Consider the following 18,896-nt stretch of genomic DNA (forward strand, 5'->3'; position numbering starts at 1 on the left):
AAAGATGCAGAGGCGTTTTGAAGGCAAGACTGCGGTCATCACCGGCGCGAGCGGTGGCATCGGCGCGGCGATGGCGAAGCGCTTCGCCGAGGAAGGTGCCGCGGTGGTGGTCAGCGCCATCGATACCCGCGTCGAGGACGTCGCCGCCGGCCTGAAAGCGGCAGGCGCCAAGGTCGCGTCGATGCGCATGGACGTTACCAGGAAGGATGAGGTCACCGCGCTTTACGACCTCGCCGAGAAGGAATTCGGCCGTGTCGACATTTCGGTGCAGAATGCCGGCGTCATCACCATCGCCCCGATCGAGGCGATGACCGAGGCCGAGTGGGACAAGGTGATGGCGGTCAACACCAAGGGCGTGTTCCTGTGCTGTCAGGAAGCGATCGCCCGCATCCGCAAGCATGGCGATGGCGGCCGGCTGATCAACACGGCATCGGGCCAGGCGCGGCAGGGTTTCATCTACACGCCGCATTATGCGGCGTCGAAGTTCGGCGTCGTCGGCATCACCCAGAGCCTGGCCAAGGAAGTCGCCAAGGAAAAGATCACCGTCAACGCGATTTGCCCCGGCATTATCGACACTGACATGTGGGCTTACAACGACGTCGCCTGGGGCAAGCTGATGGGTGACTACAAGCCCGGCGAGCTGATGGCCGAATGGGTGAAGAACATCCCGATGGGGCGCGCCGGCAGCGGCGAGGACGTGTCCGGCCTGGTCAGCTTTCTCGCCAGCGACGACGCCACCTACATCACCGGCCAAACCATCAATGTGGATGGCGGCCTGATCATGTCGTGAACGTCAGCTCTGGCGGTTGGCAATCGACCAGTCTGAAATTCCGCAGTGCACAGGGCATCAGCCGTTGCGCCGCATGAACGTTGGTATATATAATTTCATCTCATGAAACGGCCTTGGCGGGGATGGGGCTCGCCGGCCGAGACCATGGGACCTTGATGGCTCGCACGTCTGAGAGCGCCGCTGGAGCGGCGATCGATCTGTTGACGATTGCTCACGCAGCAATCCATCCGATGCCATGACGCGGGCCCGCCCGGCATCACATCATCATCAAATCGAGCATCACCTCGCCTGCGGCTCTCTGTATTTGCGCAATTCGGACGGAAAACCGTCCACACTCTTCCTGGAATTGCTCGCCGCGGCACTGGCTTGGTGCGAACGAGCTTGCGTAACGACCCGCCTTTCCAACACAATCAAGAAAAGACGCAAGAAGGGAACGATCAAGAAATTTCCACATGGTTTGACAGGAGAACAAGCATGTCATTTCGCAGTGTGATTTCGAACCTATCAATGGGAGCCTTTGCGCTTGCCACCGCAAGTTCGCTTACATCGCCGGTCCAGGCAGCAGCACCCGAATCCAACGACCCGATCAAGATCGCGCTGTTCGACTGGACCAGCGTCAATCTCAACGCCAAGATCCTTGGCGGTATCCTCGAAAAGCTCGGCTATACCGTCGAATATCCGACAGCCGACTACCTCTCCAGCCTGACCACCGGTCTCACCAATGGCGACCTCGATGTCGGCCTGGAGTTCTGGGACACGACGGCCGGCGAGGCGATGAAGGCCTCCGACGCCACCGGCCAGACCGAGCGGCTGGGCAAGCTCGGGCCGAAGGCCAAGGAAGAGTGGTGGTTTCCCGAATATATGAAGGAGAAATGCCCGGGCCTGCCCAATTGGGAGGCGCTGAAGGACCCGAAATGCGCCGAGGCGTTCTCGACGGCGGAGACGGCGCCGAAGGGCCGCTATCTCGGCGGCCCGGTAACCTGGGAAGGCTTTGACGACGAGCGCGTCGAGGCGCTGAAACTGCCCTTCACCGTCATCCATGCCGGCACCGACGCGGCGATGTTCGCCGAGTTGGACTCGGCCTATCAGCGCAAGGCGCCGATCATGCTGTGGATCTATTCGCCGCATTGGGCGCCGGCCAAGTACAAGGGCGAGTGGGTCGAATTCCCGGAGTATACGCCCGAGTGCTACACCGATCCGAAATGGGGCACCAACCCGGATGCCAAATATGATTGCGGCAAGCCGCATGGCGAAATCTGGAAATACTCCTGGTCCGGCATGAAGGACAAATGGCCGATCGCCTACAAGGTGGCCAAGGCCTACACGATCGACACCGATGAGCTCAACAAGATGAGCGGCGAGATCGACCTCGGCGGCAAGACGCCGGAAGACGTCGCGGCCGCCTGGATCGCCGCCCACGAAGCCGACTGGAAAGCCTGGGCGCAGTGATGGCTCCGACTGAAGGCCGGACCCGGCCGTAACGGCCGGGTCCATATCTTCATTCTCCAGAAGGGCCATTGGATGACGGAAGCGACTGAACCGCAGGCGGCTGGCACGCCCAAGGATGTGCGGCCGATAAAGCTTGCCTGCCGCAATGTCTGGAAATTGTTCGGATCGAACGCGGCCAGCTTCATCCGCGAGCGTGACGGCAAGGCCAGCATGGCCGACATCGCCGCGGCCGGACTGGTCGGCGCGGTGCGCGCCGTCGATCTCGAAATCCGCCAGGGCGAGATTTTCATCATCATGGGGCTATCCGGCTCCGGCAAGTCGACGCTGGTGCGCTGCATGTCGCGGCTGGTCGAGCCGACCCACGGCAAGGTCGAATTCGAAGGCAACGACCTGCTCAAGATTTCCGATGCGGCGCTGATCGAACTGCGGCGTCATCGCATGGGTATGGTGTTCCAGAATTTTGCGCTGCTGCCGCATCTGAACGTGCTCGACAACATTGCCTTTCCCCTGAGCATCCAGGGCCAGGACCGACCGACGCGCGAAGCGAGAGCGCGGGAGGTGATCGATCTCGTGGGCTTACGCGGCCGCGAGCATTTCTATCCGCGCGAACTCTCCGGCGGCCAGCAGCAGCGCGTCGGCATTGCCCGCAGCCTCGCGACCAAGCCGGAGATCTGGTTCCTCGACGAGCCGTTCTCGGCGCTCGACCCGCTGATCCGCCGCGAGATGCAGGACGAGCTGATGCGGCTGCAGACCATGCTGCACAAGACCATCGTCTTCATCACCCATGATTTCGACGAGGCGATCAGGCTCGCCGACCGCATCGCCATCATGAAGGATGGTGAGGTCATCCAGACCGGCACGCCGGAACAGCTGGTTGTCAACCCGGCGACCGACTATGTCGCCGAATTCACCCGCGATGTCGACCGCGCCAAGGTGATTTCGGCGCGCAGCCTGATGCGTGCCTGCGATGGCGCCGAACATGGCGGCACGGTTTCGCCCGACGCCAGGATCGCCAGCTTCTCGGCCAGCATCGTCGCTTCGGGAAAACCGTTCGCGGTGGTCAACGGCAGCGGCAAGTCGATCGGCGAGGTGACGCCGCAAGCCGTGATCGGACTGCTGGCCGGCATCGACAAGCAAAGAGCTGGCGCATGACGGTCACGGCAAGCGCCAGCGAAACGAGGCCGCCGGTTCAGCGCTGGCTGCTGATCTGGGCGCTGGCGCTGGCCGCCGTGCTGGTGGTATTCCTGCTGCAGGAGAGGCTGCCATGGGCGGTCGACTATCCGGCCGATGCGGTCGTTCCCGTCGCCGACTGGGTCAGTGCGCTGATGCGCTGGATCAAGTCGAACTTGTCCTGGCTGACCCGCTCGATCACCGCGGTGCTCGGCGTTCCCCTCGATTTCGCGCTCGACCTGCTGGCCAAGAATTTCAAGATCGGTCACGGTGCCGATGCCTATGTCCTGCCGCGCCTGTCCTGGGTCGGCGTCTGCGCCGCCGCCTTCATCGCCGGGCATGCCGTGGGCGGTAGAAAGCTCGGCCTACTGGTCGGCGGCTGCTTCCTCTACACCGCGCTGTTCGGCCAATGGACCAGCGCCATGCTGACACTGGCACTGATTTCCATCGCCGTGCCCTTCTGCATCGTTACCGGCCTGTTCGCCGGCATCTGGGCGTGGCGCAAGCCATGGGCGGAACGGCTGATCATCTCCCCAGCGCTTGATCTGATGCAGACCATCCCGACCTTCGCCTATCTCATCCCGATGCTGCTTCTGTTCGGCAACAGCCCGGTGTCGGCGATGATCGCCACCGCCATCTTCGCCACGCCGCCGATGGTGCGGGCGACGATGCTCGGCCTGTCGCGGGTGCCGTCAGAGATCGACGATTTCTCAGAGATGGCCGGCTGCACGGCGCGGCAGAAATTGTGGCGCGTGCTGCTGCCGTCGGCGCGGCCGACACTGATGATCGGCGTCAACCAGGTCATCATGCTGGCCCTCAACATGGTCATCATCGCCTCGATGATCGGTGCCGGCGGCCTCGGTTACGACGTGCTGCTGGCGCTGCGCGCGCTGAAGGTCGGCGAGGCGATGGAAGCTGGCCTTGCCATCGTAGCACTCGCCATCGCGCTCGACCGGCTGAGCCAGGCCATCGCCCACAAACAGGCGAAGGGTCACGTACATCAGCAGACGAACCAGAGTTTTTGGCACCGCTATCCCCATCTATCGCTGGCTATCGCCATCCTTGCCGCCACCACGCTGCTCGGCCTGTTCGTACCGGCCTTCGCGGCGATGCCGAAGGCGATCACCTTCACCACTGCGCCACTGTGGAAGGCGGCGGTGAGCTGGGTGACGATCAACTTCTTCGACGTGATCGAAGCGTTTCGCGTGGCGCTCATCCTCAATGTACTGAACCCGCTGCGCGCCTTCTGCGAAGGCTTTCCGTGGCTCGGCGCGGTGGCCCTGCTCGGCCTCGCCGGCTACCAGTTCGGTGGCCTGCGTCTCGCCGCCCTCGTCGCCGCGCTGACCGCCTTCTGCGCCGTCACCGGCCTGTGGGAAAAGACCATGGCGACGGTTTATCTCTGCGGCATCTCGGCCTTCATCGCTTGCCTGATCGGCATCCCGATTGGCCTGATGGCCGCGCGCAGCGACCGCTTCGAAAAGATCGTCACGCCCATCATCGACACGCTGCAGGTGCTGCCGTCCTTCTGCTTCATCATTCCGGTGGTGATGCTGTTCCGGGTTGGCGACGTCACGGCCATGATCGCCACGATCGCCTTCGCCGTGGTGCCGGCGATCCGCTACACCAATCACGGCATTCGCCAGGTGCAGCCGGCATTGATCGAGGCTGCCAAGGTTTCCGGCTGCACGCCGCGCCAGACGTTCTTTCGCGTGCAATTGCCGCTGGCGCTCCCCGAGATCATGCTCGGCGTCAACCAGACCATCCTGATGGCATTGGCGATGATCATCATCTGCGCCATGGTCGGCACGCGCGATCTCGGCCAGGAAGTGTTCATCGCGCTGTCGAAAGCCGATTCCGGCCGCGGCATTGTCGCCGGGCTGGCAATAGCCTTTATCGGCATCGTCGCCGACCGGCTGTTCAATGCCTGGACGGCGAAGGCGCGGGCAAGACTAGGATAATTGTTGAATGTCCAATCCCGGCGAACCGCCTTTTGCCGTACTCGTCTTCGACATGGCCAAGACCGGCGAGCCGGATGGGGAGCACGTAGTTTCGGGGTTTGAGACGCTGGAGGCGGCGACGTCCTACGCCATTGCGCGGGTTCGCGCCTCGGTGGAGGAGTTGCGCGAGCCCGGCATCGCCACTGCAGAGCTTCGCCAGCTCTGGCACCTCTATGGCGAAGACTGTTCGGTGCTGAACGCCGGAGTGCGCGGCAGCGATCTACTCGACGATTTCATTGCGACGCCGTCGATGCCGGCCGAATGCAACTGGCAAGTTCTCGCGCCAAGGCTGCGCCGCTTCCGCGCCTCGCTGCTGATCTCCAACGGCAACAACGAATCCGTCTGGGCGGGCGGCTTCTTTCGCTCGACCTACAGGCTGACGCGAGACGGCCTCCTCGAGCGCTTTGGCGACGACGCCATTGCCGCCTTCAAGGCCAAGGGGGTCGAGCCGGCGGAGCCGACGAAGCTCATGGTCGCCAATTACTTCGAGCTGCCCGACCCGCCCTACCCGCCGCCAGGCGTGACGCTGCGATCCTGGAAGGTCGAGGTCGGTTTCGTCTGCCATGACGTGAAGTTCGGCGGCGACGCCGCCGGCGTCTTCGCCTGGCCGCAAGAGCCCACCGACTGGGCGCTCAGAACCATGCAGTTCCTGCTGATGGCCGACATGATGGCCATGCGCGGCGATGGCCCCGACTGGGCCAACGACTGCGAGATACTAACCGCCAAAGTGACCGAGACGGAGGCGCCTCCCGACTATCCGCTGGATTGAAGTGATGATCATCACCTGCCCCGTGGCCGGCACACGCGATCTCGGCCAGGAAGTGTTCATCGCACGGTCCAGGGTCGCGGCATTTTCGGGGCTGGTAATAGCATGCCATCGACATCATCGCGGTCGGTCTTCGACCCCTGAGCCGCGAAAGCTCAAGCACGGCTCGGATAGAACGGTTTCGCCTCTTCTGGAGTTCGCCTCTTTGGAAATGGCAGGCCGCGCTCCAGCTCTTGACTTTGACGCATTTTCGCGCGGAAAGCTGCTTCATCCTCGACCAGCCTGAGCTTGCTGCCGAATGCCCGATCAGCGCGAACCGCCTTTTACTGTCGTCATCTTCGACATGGCCAAGACCGGCGAGCATGTGGTTTCGGGGTTTGAGACGTTGGATGCGGCTACGTCCTACGCGATTGCTCGGGTTCGCGCCTCGGTGGAAGAGCTGCGCAAGCCCGGCATCGCAGCAGCCGAGCTCCGGCGGCACTGGCATATCCATGGTGAGGATTGCACGGTGCTGAACGCCAATGTGCGCGGCAGCGATCTGCTTGACGATTTCATCGCGACGCCGGGGACACCGGCCGAATGCGACTGGCGGGCGCTGGCGCCACGACTGCGCCGTTTCTACGCCGCTGTGAACGTCTTCAACAACGACGGCAAATCTATCCGGGTCAGCGGCTTTTTCCGCGCGACCTACCGGTTATGGCACGCTGGCCTGCTCGCACGATTTGGCGACGACGCCATCGCTTCCTTCGAAGCCAGAGGCATCACGCCGACAGTGCCGACGAGAGTCTCGGTCGACCATCACTTCGAGCAGCCCGATCCGCCGCGCCCGCCGCCCAGCGATATCAGGCCGTTGCTATCCTGGAAGGTCGAGATCGATTTCGGCTGCACCGATGTGAGGTTCGGCGCCAAAACCGACGGCGTCTTCGCCTGGCCCGAGGAGCCGACCGGCCGGGCACTCAACGATATGACACATCTGCTGATGGCTGACAGGCTGTCTATGTACGGCACCGGCCCGGAGGGCGCCTATTATAGCGAATTGGTCTGGGTCAAGGTGACGGAGACCGATGCGGCTCCCGACTACCCTCTGAATTGAAACTGGGCCGGTGACGGCGCATTGTTTTGCATCACGCCGACCTATTCCGCCGCCACGCCCTTCACCTGGAGATAGCTTTCCATCGAGTCGTCCAGCGCCTGCAGCCAGGGCGTATGGTGCAATGGCGCCATGGTGCCGGTCATCAGCGAGCGATAGGCGTGGTCGCGAAAGCTCATAATGTCTTCCGCCTTGTGGTGCTCCCATTCCATGAAGGTCTGGTTGACCGCCTCGACGTCGAAGCCGGGATAGTCGGTCTGGTCCATCAATTCCTTGGTGTAGTCGCCCTGGAACCAGATCATCTGCTCGGCGTCTTCCAGCGTCTCTTCGCGTGCCCGCCACTTGGCGCCGTGCTCGGCCATCGCCTGTACCGACGGCAGCTTGATGCGGCCCATGATGACGTCACGGGCGAACCAGGCCTGGGCGTCGAACATGTTGAAAGTGTAGAACTGGTCCTGCATGCCGATATAGGACAGTTTCGGGTTCTTCTCCCACACGACGCCCTCATAGAGCCCGTCCGGCCACATGCGGTTGGCGGTCTTCAGCTTCAGCTCTTCCGTGAGGAACGGGAAGGAATGCAGATAGCCGGTGCACAGGATGATGGCGTCGACGTCCTTGGTGGTGCCATCCTTGAAGTGCGCCGTCTTGCCGACGACCTTCTGCAGCAGCGGTACTTCCTTCCAGTTCTCCGGCCATTTGAACCCCATCGGTTTGGAGCGGTAGCTGGAAGTGATCGATCTGGCGCCGTATTTGTAGCACTGCGAGCCGATGTCCTCGGCAGAATAGGAGCGGCCGATGATCAGTATGTCCTTGCCCTTGAACTCCATGGCATCGCGGAAATCATGGCTGTGCAGGATACGGCCGTTGAACGTCGAAAAGCCTTCGAAATAGGGAACGTTGGGAACCGAGAAATGCCCTGAGGCAACGACGACATTGTCGAACTCCTCGGAGTAGGTGACGTCGTTCGTGCGGTCATGCGCGGTGACGGTGAATTTTCTCGTCTCGTCCGAGAAGGTCACCATGCGCACCGGACTGTTGAAGCGCACCCATTTGCGTAGGCCTGATTTCTCGACCCGGCCCTTGATGTAATCCCACAGCACCGCGCGTGGCGGGTAGGACCCGATGGGACGGCCGAAATGCTCCTCGAATGTGTAGTCGGCGAATTCCAGGCACTCCTTCGGTCCGTTCGACCAGAGGTAGCGGTACATCGAGCCGTGGACGGGGTCGCCATGCTCGTCGAGGCCGGTGCGCCAGGTGTAGTTCCACAGGCCGCCCCAGTCCGACTGCTTTTCGAAGCAGACGATTTCGGGGATCTCGGCGCCCTTGTCGGCAGCCGACTTGAAGGCCCTGAGCTGGGCCAGACCGGATGGCCCCGCTCCAATGACGGCAACGCGCGTTTTCATGGCAGGCCTCCCGGTATCATTCGATTTTTGGAATTGCTCTTACGAAACAAATTTCACTCACAGGACAGTAATTGCCTCTTGGATGCTGTCAACAGGCCTTGTGGAGAAACCGCGTTTCGCCCCAGCGGATTTCCGGAAAAACGGATGACGGCGTAAATCCTGTTCGGACACCATTCGACTTAACGGGCTTGCTGCGCGGTTGCGTTTCTGTATCGGCACCGAATATGTTCACCTGGAGTGAAATAATCATGGGGATTCGGGGGCGAGATGGCGAAAACAAGTTCCGACTCCAAGACTGCTTCGACAAGGGCAAAGCCACCGGCAAAGGCCTCCGTGGACGGAAAAACCATCCGCGCGCCGCTGACGCAGAATCCGCACGCCATTCGCGACACGCGCGAAAAAGTGCTGGAGGTGGCGATCGGGCGCGAGGTGCGCGCCTTCCGCAAGAAGCTCGGCATCACCGTTGCCGATCTCGCCGTCGCCACCGATATTTCGCTGGGCATGCTGTCGAAGATCGAGAACGGCATCACCTCGCCGTCGCTGACCACACTGCAGGCGCTGTCGAGGGCGCTCGGCGTTCCCGTCACCGCCTTCTTCCGGCGATTCGAGGAAGAGCGCAGCGCCGTCTTCGTCAAGGCCGGCGAAGGGCTAGATGTCGAACGCCGCGGCACCCGCGCCGGCCATCAATACAATCTGCTCGGCCATATCGGCTCCAACACCAGCGGCGTCGTCGTCGAACCCTATCTGATCACACTGACCGAGGATTCGGATGTGTTCCCGACCTTCCAGCATGAGGGCATGGAATTCCTCTACATGCTGGAGGGCGAGGTGGTGTACCGGCACGGCAGCAACCTCTATCCGATGAAGCCGGGCGACAGCCTGTTCTTCGACGCCGATGCGCCGCATGGGCCGGAGCAGCTGACAAAACTGCCGATGCGGTATTTGTCGATCATTTGCTATCCGCAGAATAGCGCTGGGTAATCGGACCGCCGCAGCCCCCTCACCCGGATTGCCCCGAGGGGAGAGGAGTCTGGCGTCAGCGCTGGCGATCTCTTCTCCGCTCGGGGAGAAGGTGGCCGCGCAGCGGCCGGATGAGGGGGCCTTTAGTCCGGCCCGAACCCCGGTGACGTCGCACTGCCATCATCCAGCTTCGACAGCCATTCCACCAATGTCGGCCGATACCGCGTCAGGCCCTTGTAGGTGGCCAGCTCTTCCGGCAAATCCCGGATCACCCGGTGCAGTCGTCTTGCCCATTTCGGCTGTGTCACCAGTTCGTCCATCTTGATGAGATAGCAGCGGATCGGGAAGACGATGCCGTTCGAGCGCGGCAGCCGCCAGAAGCTTTGCAGTTCGACGCGCAGATGCACCTTGTCGCCGACATTTTCGGGCGTCACCGTCGCGCGGTCCGGGCCCCATTTGTGGTAATTCTCCGGGCTGGTGTCGAGGCGCGGGTTGATGGTCATCGTCCAGTTGAGACGCCGCGCCGGCTTGCCCTGCTGGATGTTGGTGAGGAACTTCAGCGCCCTGACGAAAATCCCCTTCTCATGCGCCAGCGGCACCGGCGCGTGCCATTCGAAGAAATTCATGCCGATGTCGAAATCGAGCGACCAGTCGGCCTGGGTGGTGACCATGCCGGCGTCCATCCACAGATTGCCGTCGCGCTGATCGAGGATGCAGAAATCGCCCTGGCTCTGGCGGGTGATGTACTCCATCGGCCCGTAAGGCAGTGTCGAGGTGTCGCCGAAGGTGAAGGTGTCGTCGATGCCGAGCGGTCGGTTGATCCAGCGCCAGCGGTCGCCGTCGCGAGTCAGGGTGAAATGCTCGGGATAGCCAAGTGCCTGTTGCTCCATCAAAAGTTCGAGCAGGTCCCAGCCGGCCAGCGTCATATGCGGCAGCGACTGGCAGCGCAGCGGATCCTCGGCCAGCACCAAAGCGCGGTCCTGCATCTCGGCGACATAGTGCTCGTCGACGTCTATCAGGTTTTCCAGCACGCTGCCCTTGGGACCGACGACATGCGGCTCGATGTTGACCGCGTACATGTAGCTGTCTTCGTGGAACGGAAACGGAAACCGCCTGATGTGCTCCGGGCTGTTGTTGAAGGTGAAATCGTCGCGAAACGTTTCCTTGCGAAAGGTGATGCCCAAGCTCGCCTCCTATCTTTCCAGGACCAGCGACTTGCCTTCGAAGCGCGACACGCACGGCATGATCTTGCAGCCGGAACGGTGGTCTTCCTCACTCAGCCAGTGGTCGTTGTGGATGAACTTGCCGTCATGCGAGATGACGTTGGTCTCGCACTGGCCGCAGACACCGCCGCGGCAGAGATAGGGCGGATCGACGCCGGCGGCCTCGATCGCTTCGAGCAGGCTCTGCTGCTCGCCGACGCGGATGGTCTTGCCGCTGACGGCAAGTGTGACGTCGAACGGCAGGCCGGGCTGGGGTGCCGCGAAATGCTCGTAGTGCACGGTCTCCGCCGGCCAGCCGAGAGCCGCAGCGCGCTCGCGCACCCAGTTGATCATGCCGGTCGGGCCGCAGACATAGAGATGGGTGCCGAGCGGCTGCGAGGACAAGAGACGGTCGAGTTCGATGCGCTCGTCGCGGTCGTCGTGATAGAGCCGGACGCGACGGCCATAGCGCTCCTGCAGCACATCGGCATAGGTGCCGAGCGAGGCGGTGCGGCAGGTGTAGTGCAGCTCGAAATTGCCGCCGGACCCGGCGAGCTGCGCGGTCTGCGCCATGAACGGCGTGATACCGATGCCGCCGGCAAGCATCAGATGCTTCTTGGCCCTGAGGTCGAGCGAGAACAGATTGACGGGGCAGCTGACCACCATCTCCAGGCCGGGGTTGACGCTCCGGTGCATGAACAACGAGCCGCCGCGGCCGACATCGTCGCGGCGCACCGAGATGGTGTATTCGCGGGTGTCGAGCGGCGATCCCATCAGCGAATAGGGATTGAGCCTTGTGCGGTCGCCATCGCGCATCTCGACCACGACATGGGCGCCGCCGGAAAAGGTCGGCAAAAGCTCACCGTCACGGCGGCGGAAATGGAAGCGCGTCACCAGTTCGTTGACCGGGACGACGTCGCTGACGACGACATCGAGCTTGGTGGTGCCGGTGCTCATGGGAAGACCTCCTCGATGGGAGGAATCTCCGAGCGATCCTCGGCATTTATGCAGACGCCCTGGAATGCTGCCAGCCGTCGCGAATAATGATCGCGCACCAGAAGCAGCAGGCCGCAATGCGCGCAGGTGGCCGGCTGCGTCGTCACATTTTCGGTGATGCCTTTGCAATGCACGCACTGCATGCGCCGCGCCAATGAGCCGCGATGCTCGGTCTGCATGGAGGTATGATCGATGCCGGCTTCGAGCGCCATCTGCATTGCCTGGCCGATCAGCCCTTCGGTGCCGGCGAGATAGAGGCGCAGGCCCATATGCGCGTTGGCAAGCGTCTGCTTCAGCCGGGGCAGCAGGCTGGCGAAGGTTGGCGCGACATGAAACTGCGCGGACTTCAGTGCCTCAAGAGCGGCAACGTGCTTGCCGTCGGCCCCGGGAATGAAGTCGATTTCGGCGCCGTCGAAGAAGCCGGGGGGCGACGTCCTTGCCATATCGACGATCGCCAGCGCGCCTTCCGCATCCGCCACGAAAAGATGATGCTTGCCGGGCTGCGGGGACAGGGTTCCGTAAATGGGCCGGCTGATGATCGTTTTGGCTGCCATTCTCTACTTCGTACCTCGAAACCCTCGCTGTCGATTGTGCCTCAGCCTTTCGCCGTGCGCTTGGTTTTTTTGGGATCGTCGAAGGGCAGAGGCTGCGCCGTCGCCCTGATCGAACCGCTCTTGTTGCGGATCTCGAGCCTGGTGTCCTTGACCGCGCAGTCGACGTCGAGGCGGGCGATTCCCATCGATTTCTCGACCAGCGGCGAATACATGGCGCAGGTGACCACGCCGACCTTTTTGCCGTCGCGATAGACCGGCGCGCCCTCATCCGCGGGTTGCTTGCCGTCGAGCAGCACGCCGTAGATCTTGAAGCGCTCCTTGCCCTTGAGGCGGTAATGCTCTTCGGCGCCACGAAAGCCGGTCTTGCCGGGACTGACGGTGAAGTCGAGGCCGAGCTCCCACAGCGTGTCGCCGGGGCCTTCGTTCTCGAACGGATATTTCTGCGAGTTGTCATAGGGATAAAACAGCAAATAACTTTCGACGCGCAGCATATCGAGCGTGGTGAAGCGGCACGGAATGATGCCGGCGCTCTTGCCCTCGTCGAGGATCCTGTCCCAGATCGTGCCGGCGTCCTGACCGCGGCAGAATATCTCGTAGCCGCGCTCGCCGGTATAGCCGGTGCGCGAGATCATGACGGGAAGGCCGAACAGCTGCGTCTGCATATGATGGAAATAGTTGAGGTCGCGAATGCCCGGCACATGCTTTGAGAGATAGTCGACCGCGGTCGGGCCCTGCAGCGACAGATCGTGCAGATTGTCGTCGAAGCGCAGCGATACGTCGCGGCCGACGGAAGCGCGCTGCAATTCCTCATGGCCGGTGCCGGAGCCGTGCACCACCATCCAGGCGTTCGGCCCGGTGCGGTAGAGGATGCAGTCGTCGGTGAATTTGCCGGCCTCGTTCAGCATGCAGGCATAGGCCGACTTGCCGGGATAGATCTTCTCCACGTCGCGCGTCGTTGCCAGGTCTATGAGGTGTGAGGCGTGCGGCCCGGTGATGTGAACCTTCTTCAGGCCCGACACATCCATCAGCCCGGCCCTGGTGCGGATGGCGGTGTATTCCTCGTCGGCGTCCTTGTCGTAGGTCCAGGCGGTGCCCATGCCGCTCCAGTCTTCGAGCTTCGAGCCTAACGCGCGATGGCGATCCGCCAGGGTCGAAAATCTCCAGGATGCCGTCATCCGCAAATCCTCCGTTCGAAAATTCTATTGTGTTCCCGGCTCCCTGCGCGGAGGCGGGAGCATTTGGTCGAATATTGATCGCAAACGTCCTGATGCCGCAATACCCGCAAGCAAATAATTTCATTGTCAGGCAAAATTCGCGGCTGGGGACAAACGGTTAACCCATCGTAAAATCGGCTTGACAATTGCTGGATTCGGCCCGAATTTATGAAAAAAATTTCACTCTGTTGAAAGAGGGCAGCAGGCGGCCAATTCGGGGTCGGGCGCTGGAAAAAGGGGAAAACCGATGTCAGACCTGCAGCAGCGCATCGAAGCGCTGTACCGTTCCGACCTGCGCGGATCCGCGCTCCTGATCATCTGCCTTTGGGCGACGATCCTCTTCGTGCTCGTCATGACATGGCCCTACATCCCGGACACCGGGATCAAGATCGTCGTCGCGATCGCGGCGGCCGCCGTGCTGATCTTCAACACGGCCGCCATCCTGGCGATGGTCAATCACTACAAGGAAGACAAGGACTTCATCTACGGTCTCGACATCAAGAACGCCGACGCGGCCCGCAGCCGCAAGTCCTGAAAATAGAACGTCCTGAGGGGTAGAAGACATGTCGCGCTACACGCCGCCGGAACAAGGCAAGGCCGGGCAGATTTTCGATATCGTGGTCGTCGTGGTCGCCATTTTCGTGGCGCTGTGGCTGCCATTGAAACTCGGCCTGGCGGGTGCGGCGAAATCCATCGACGCGCTCGATGCCAAGACCTGGGAAGCGTTGGGACAGAACCCGACCATGGCCTCGATCTGGGAAAAGCTCGGCTATACGCCGGAGACCGCGCACGACATCATCCAGAACCGCTTCCACTACATCATCGACTGGCCGACGCTGATCATCATGGCGGCGGTGCTGATCGGCTATTTCGTCTTCCTGTTCCGCGCCTCCGACCGCGAATATCGCGACGTCATCAACGAAAAGTTCGACGACAAGTAACGCCAGAGATTTTGGGGAAGCACGCTCATGTGGGTCGCACTCTCTTACGCATCGTGGGGCATCTCGGTCGTGCTTGCGCTGTGGATGCTCTACGACTGGTTCAAGATCGACACGACCTATCCCGAGGAGGTGCTGACTTCCTCGCGCGAAGGCGAGCTTGAAGCCGCTTCCGAAAAACACCGGATCTGAGTGGGGATTGAACAATGACGATCACGCTTGAACCGGCAATACACGGCGACAGAGTTTCACTGCTACGCGTGCTCGGCCCCGCCCATGTCTGGGCGCTTGGCGTCGGCATCGTGCTGGTCGGCGAATTCACCGGCTGGAATTTCTCGGCCGACAAGGGCGGCGCACTGGCGGCGCTGATCGTCTGCTGGGTGGTCGGGCTCTTGTACACTTCGGTCGCCATGATCGACTCCGAGGTGACATCGACGGTTGCCGCCGCCGGCGGCCAATACGCGCAGGCTAAGCACATTGTCGGGCCGCTGATGGCCTTCAACGTCGCGCTGTTCCTGGTCTTTGCCTACACCATGCTGGAGGTTTCGGACGCCATCCTGCTCGGCGACACCATCGTCGCCAAGGCCGGCGTCGAAGGGCTCACCCACAACTCCTTCATTGCCGCCACCATCGTCGTGCTGGCATGGCTGAACTATCGCGGCGTGCTGATGACGCTCAACGTCAACTTCGTCATCACGGCGATAGCCTATGTCTCGATCGTTATCCTGTTCTTCTCGGTCAGCCCCTGGACGCAGGGTGCTGTGCTGAAGCTCAACGAGCTGGTCACCCCCGGCAATGCGCTGCCCTATGGTTGGATCGGCGTCATCGCGGCCTTCCAGTTCGGCATCTGGTACTATCTCGGCATCGAAGGCACCACGCAGGCCGCCGAGGAAGTGCGCTCCCCGGCGCGTTCGCTGCCTTACGGCACCATGGCCGGCATGATCACGCTTTTGATCGCCGCCGCCATGACCTGGTATGTCTGCGCCTCGCTGATGCCCTGGGAGTACCTCGGTATCACCTATTATCCCTTGTGGGACGCCGGCAAGCTGACCGGCAGCCCGCTGCTGGAAAACCTGTTGTTCGTCGCCACGCTGCTCGCGGCACTGGCGTCGGCCAATGGCTGTATCAACGATGCGGCCCGCGCGTGGTTCTCGCTTGGACGCGACCGCTATCTGCCGACATGGTTCTCGGCCGTGCACCCGAAATACCGCACGCCCTATCGCTCGATCCTGTTCCTGTTGCCGATCGCGCTCGCCTTCGCCTTCATAGCCGACCTCAACCAGGCGATCACCTTCTCGATCCTGTCGGGCGTGCTGCAATACACCTTCATGAGCATCAACATCATGATGTTCCGCAAAAAGTGGCCGCTGGGCACGATCCGCCGCGGTTATACGCACCCGTTCCACCCGATCCCGGCGATCGTGCTGTTTTGCCTCTGCGTGGTGACCTTCTTTGCGATCTTCCTCGGCTACGGCACGCAGCTGATCGCCATGGTCGCCTTCTACTTCCTGATCTCGCTGTGGTTCCACTTCTACCGGTACCGCTATGTGCGTCGCGGCGACCAGTTCACCATGCCGTGGCCGAAGCCGCAGGGCTATTGACAGGAGAGGGCCTGCCGGTTTGGGCGGGCATGGCGCGTGACGAGGTGTCTGACGTGACGACAGCATTGCTGGCCGGGGCGATCGCCTTGGCTCTCGTCCTGCACCTTGCCTGGCATGCGCGCGCCAGCCGCAAAAAGGCCAAGGCTGATCTTGCAGCCGAGGCAGCCAGCATCCGGACCGTCATCACAGATGCCGTTGATGTCTCCGATGGCACAGCCGGCGTTGTCACCTGGGCGGGTTCGTGGAACGGACAGCGCGTGCAGCTGCGCACCATCGTCGACACGCTGGCAACGCGAAAGCTGCCGGCGCGATGGTTGAGTGTCACCATCGCAGAGCCGGTTGCGGTGCCGGCGACCTTCGACATGATGATGCGGCCGGGCTCGCCGACGACCTTTTCCAATTTCGACCACCTCCAGCATACACTGCCGAAGGCACCCGGCTTCCCGGCCGAAGCGGTGCTGCGAACCGACCTCAGGGCGGCGCGCTTTCCGCAGAATCTGATCGCCAGCCATCTCGACATCTTTGCCGAAGGCCGCGCCAAGGAACTTTTGATCACGCCAAACGGCCTGCGCATCGTCTGGCTGCTGGCCGAGGCCGAGCGTGCCCGCTATGGCGTATTCCGCCAGGCAGCATTCGGCGCCACAAGGCTCGATCCGGCGCTGGTCGAAAGGTTGCTCACCTCGGCTTCGACGCTGCGCGATGCCATCAACAGACAGGAGAGGCAGGTGGCATGAGTGCATCCGCACCGACAAATCCCTATCTCGTGCTCGGCGCCGCGATCGTCTTGCCGGCCAGCGGCCACGTCATTCTGGGCGTGCCTGTGCGCGGCCTGCAATTCCTGTTCTTCATGGTGATCCTCGCCTGGGTGACGGCCAAGATCGCGCCGGCCGATGCCAGCTTCATCGGCCGCCACGCCGGCGGCTTCCTGATCTATGCGCTGTCGATCCTCGACGCCTACAAAATCGCCCGCATCCGCACAGCTACATGGGTTCACAGCGCCCGCGACGGCAGCGATAGTGCACCAAGCGGCATCGAACCGCATACGTAACTACAGGAATATTTTTTCATATGATTGAATTCGCACGACGCATTCGATACATCATCGTCTAGTGGTAACGCCGGGAGGCTGACATGTGTGGAATCGTCGGACTTTTTCTGAAAGACAAGTCGCTTGAGCCGCAGCTCGGCTCGATGCTGTCGCAGATGCTGATATCGCTCAGCGATCGCGGCCCCGACAGCGCCGGCATTGCCATCTATGGCGCGCCTTCCAGGAATGAAGCCAAGATCACCATCCAGTCCGCGAAGCCCGAGCGCGATTTCCGCGGCCTCGACGCCGAACTCGCGAAGGCCATCGGCGCGCCGGTGAGCATAGCGGTGAAGGCCACCCATGCAGTGTTGAGAACCGCGCCCGACAAGGTCGATGCCGCGCGCGAAGCGCTGCAGTCAATCCGCCCCGACGTGCGCATCATGGGCGCCGGCGAAGCGGTGGAAATCTACAAGGAAGTCGGTCTGCCGGAAGCGGTCGTCGACCGCTTCGACGTCCGCTCGATGACCGGCACGCATGGCATCGGCCATACCCGCATGGCGACGGAATCGGCCGTCACCACTATGGGCGCGCATCCGTTCTCGACCGGCGCCGACCAGTGCCTGGTGCACAATGGCTCGCTGTCCAACCACAACAATGTGCGGCGTGAGCTGGTGCGGGAGGGCATGAAATTCGAGACCGAGAACGACACCGAGGTCGCCGCCGCCTATCTCTCCTCGCAGATGGCGCATGGCAAGAACCTCGGCGAGGCGCTGGAAGGCACGCTGTCCGACCTCGACGGCTTCTTCACCTTCGTCGTCGGCACCAAGAACGGTTTCGGCGTGGTGCGCGATCCGATCGCCTGCAAGCCCGCCGTCATGGCCGAGACCGACCAGTATGTCGCCTTTGGCTCGGAATATCGGGCGCTGACCAAGCTGCCCGGCATAGACAATGCGAGGGTCTGGGAGCCGGAACCCGCAACCGTCTATTTCTGGGAGCATTGAGCCCATGCCGGCAACCAAACTTTCGAAGGCGGCGCAAGACCAGGCGTCCCGGGTCTTCGATCTTGATGTGTCGTCGCTGCGCGAGCTCAACCAGGCGCTTCACAATCTGACGCCCGGCTCCAACGAAACGGCGTGGGAAGTGCTGCACCCGAAGGGCAGCCATTCGGTTGCGGTCGGCGTCGACCAGCCTGTCAGCATCGATGTGCGCGGCAGCGTCGGCTACTACTGCGCCGGGATGAATGACGGCGCTGCCATCACCGTGCACGGCTCGGCCGGACCTGGCGTCGGCGAAAACATGATGTCGGGCTCGATCGTCATCAAGGGCGACGCCAGCCAGTATGCCGGCGCCACCGGCAAGGGCGGGCTGCTCGTCATCGAGGGCAACGCCTCGTCGCGCTGCGGCATCTCGATGAAGGGCATCGACATCGTCGTGCACGGCAATATCGGCCACATGTCGGCCTTCATGGCGCAGTCCGGCAATCTGGTGGTGCTGGGCGATGCCGGCGACGCACTTGGCGATTCCATCTACGAAGCGCGGCTGTTCGTGCGCGGCAAGGTCGAAAGCCTGGGCGCCGACTGCATCGCCAAGGAGATGCGGCCCGAGCATATCGAACTGCTGCAGGCACTGCTCGACCGCGCCGGCGTCACCGGCGTCAAGCCGTCGGAATTCAAGCGCTACGGCTCGGCGCGCACGCTCTACAATTTCAATATCGACAACGCCGACGCGTATTGAGGCAG

At 62.3% G+C, this 18,896-nt stretch carries 20 protein-coding genes; 15 read left to right on the forward strand and 5 right to left on the reverse strand.

The genetic code is table 11. From position 1 onward, the window contains the following. Window positions 1–4 precede the first annotated feature (4 nt). The 6 genes from NKL06_RS07710 to NKL06_RS07735 all read left to right on the forward strand — a co-directional run bounded on the left by NKL06_RS07710 (window position 5) and on the right by NKL06_RS07735 (window position 7,265). Entirely contained in the window at window positions 5–790 is a 786-nt protein-coding gene (locus NKL06_RS07710) for a glucose 1-dehydrogenase (RefSeq protein WP_023692143.1), read from the forward strand. 474 nt (window positions 791–1,264) lie between these two features. Beyond that, complete coding sequence (locus NKL06_RS07715) at window positions 1,265–2,239, forward strand: ABC transporter substrate-binding protein (RefSeq protein WP_023692144.1); 975 nt, start codon at window positions 1,265–1,267, stop codon at window positions 2,237–2,239. A gap of 72 nt (window positions 2,240–2,311) precedes the next feature. Beyond that, entirely contained in the window at window positions 2,312–3,391 is a 1,080-nt protein-coding gene (locus NKL06_RS07720; protein ID WP_023692145.1) for a quaternary amine ABC transporter ATP-binding protein, read from the forward strand. Continuing rightward, complete coding sequence (locus NKL06_RS07725; RefSeq protein ID WP_023692146.1) at window positions 3,388–5,367, forward strand: ABC transporter permease; 1,980 nt, start codon at window positions 3,388–3,390, stop codon at window positions 5,365–5,367. The genes NKL06_RS07720 and NKL06_RS07725 overlap by 4 nt, the downstream gene beginning before the upstream one ends. Before the next feature lie 7 nt (window positions 5,368–5,374). Continuing rightward, complete coding sequence (locus NKL06_RS07730; protein WP_023692147.1) at window positions 5,375–6,175, forward strand: hypothetical protein; 801 nt, start codon at window positions 5,375–5,377, stop codon at window positions 6,173–6,175. A 295-nt stretch (window positions 6,176–6,470) separates the two neighbouring features. Beyond that, on the forward strand, window positions 6,471–7,265 hold the full coding sequence (locus NKL06_RS07735; protein ID WP_023692148.1) for a hypothetical protein: 795 nt from the start codon (window positions 6,471–6,473) through the stop codon (window positions 7,263–7,265). Window positions 7,266–7,306: 41 nt separating this feature from the next. On the opposite strand, the gene NKL06_RS07740 is transcribed toward NKL06_RS07735, so the two are convergent. Then, a complete protein-coding gene (locus NKL06_RS07740; RefSeq protein WP_023668538.1) occupies window positions 7,307–8,665 on the reverse strand; it encodes a trimethylamine monooxygenase in 1,359 nt (452 codons plus the stop codon). A 267-nt stretch (window positions 8,666–8,932) separates the two neighbouring features. Here NKL06_RS07740 and NKL06_RS07745 point away from each other — a divergent pair, with 267 nt between their 5' ends. After that, window positions 8,933–9,646, forward strand: a complete 714-nt coding sequence (locus NKL06_RS07745; protein WP_023692149.1) for a helix-turn-helix domain-containing protein — start codon at window positions 8,933–8,935, stop codon at window positions 9,644–9,646. 122 nt (window positions 9,647–9,768) lie between these two features. Here the strand turns inward: NKL06_RS07745 and NKL06_RS07750 are convergent, their stop codons facing one another. The 4 genes from NKL06_RS07750 to NKL06_RS07765 are packed head-to-tail and all read right to left on the reverse strand — an operon-like array spanning window position 9,769 to window position 13,552. Beyond that, the gene (locus tag NKL06_RS07750; RefSeq protein WP_023692150.1) at window positions 9,769–10,809 is read right to left on the reverse strand and encodes a heme-dependent oxidative N-demethylase family protein; all 1,041 of its coding nucleotides are present in this window, start codon (window positions 10,807–10,809) and stop codon (window positions 9,769–9,771) included. 9 nt (window positions 10,810–10,818) lie between these two features. Next, a complete protein-coding gene (locus NKL06_RS07755; RefSeq protein ID WP_023692151.1) occupies window positions 10,819–11,784 on the reverse strand; it encodes a PDR/VanB family oxidoreductase in 966 nt (321 codons plus the stop codon). After that, window positions 11,781–12,377, reverse strand: coding sequence for a dimethylamine monooxygenase subunit DmmA family protein (locus NKL06_RS07760; protein WP_023692152.1), 597 nt, complete (start codon window positions 12,375–12,377; stop codon window positions 11,781–11,783). The genes NKL06_RS07755 and NKL06_RS07760 overlap by 4 nt, the downstream gene beginning before the upstream one ends. A 41-nt stretch (window positions 12,378–12,418) precedes the next feature. Beyond that, entirely contained in the window at window positions 12,419–13,552 is a 1,134-nt protein-coding gene (locus tag NKL06_RS07765; protein ID WP_023692153.1) for an aminomethyl transferase family protein, read from the reverse strand. 286 nt (window positions 13,553–13,838) lie between these two features. Between NKL06_RS07765 and NKL06_RS07770 the strand changes: the two genes are divergently transcribed. The 8 genes from NKL06_RS07770 to NKL06_RS07805 all read left to right on the forward strand — a co-directional run bounded on the left by NKL06_RS07770 (window position 13,839) and on the right by NKL06_RS07805 (window position 18,891). Beyond that, complete coding sequence (locus NKL06_RS07770; protein WP_023684429.1) at window positions 13,839–14,126, forward strand: hypothetical protein; 288 nt, start codon at window positions 13,839–13,841, stop codon at window positions 14,124–14,126. A 28-nt stretch (window positions 14,127–14,154) separates the two neighbouring features. Then, a complete protein-coding gene (locus tag NKL06_RS07775) occupies window positions 14,155–14,532 on the forward strand; it encodes a hypothetical protein (RefSeq protein WP_023668545.1) in 378 nt (125 codons plus the stop codon). A 27-nt stretch (window positions 14,533–14,559) separates the two neighbouring features. Continuing rightward, window positions 14,560–14,721, forward strand: coding sequence for a hypothetical protein (locus NKL06_RS07780; protein WP_023692154.1), 162 nt, complete (start codon window positions 14,560–14,562; stop codon window positions 14,719–14,721). Window positions 14,722–14,735: 14 nt separating this feature from the next. Further along, window positions 14,736–16,130: an APC family permease gene (locus NKL06_RS07785; RefSeq protein ID WP_023668547.1), complete on the forward strand. Its 1,395-nt coding sequence runs from the start codon at window positions 14,736–14,738 to the stop codon at window positions 16,128–16,130. A 44-nt stretch (window positions 16,131–16,174) separates the two neighbouring features. Then, on the forward strand, window positions 16,175–16,864 hold the full coding sequence (locus NKL06_RS07790; protein ID WP_023692155.1) for a hypothetical protein: 690 nt from the start codon (window positions 16,175–16,177) through the stop codon (window positions 16,862–16,864). Next, complete coding sequence (locus NKL06_RS07795) at window positions 16,861–17,178, forward strand: hypothetical protein (RefSeq protein ID WP_023692156.1); 318 nt, start codon at window positions 16,861–16,863, stop codon at window positions 17,176–17,178. Before NKL06_RS07790 ends, NKL06_RS07795 begins: the two co-directional genes overlap by 4 nt. 83 nt (window positions 17,179–17,261) lie before the next feature. Next, entirely contained in the window at window positions 17,262–18,158 is an 897-nt protein-coding gene (locus NKL06_RS07800) for a class II glutamine amidotransferase (RefSeq protein WP_023692157.1), read from the forward strand. 4 nt (window positions 18,159–18,162) lie between these two features. Beyond that, window positions 18,163–18,891, forward strand: a complete 729-nt coding sequence (locus tag NKL06_RS07805) for a GltB/FmdC/FwdC-like GXGXG domain-containing protein (protein WP_023692158.1) — start codon at window positions 18,163–18,165, stop codon at window positions 18,889–18,891. Window positions 18,892–18,896 lie beyond the last annotated feature (5 nt).

The sequence above is a fragment of the Mesorhizobium sp. C268A genome, from assembly GCF_040324475.1.
Lineage (GTDB): Bacteria > Pseudomonadota > Alphaproteobacteria > Rhizobiales > Rhizobiaceae > Mesorhizobium.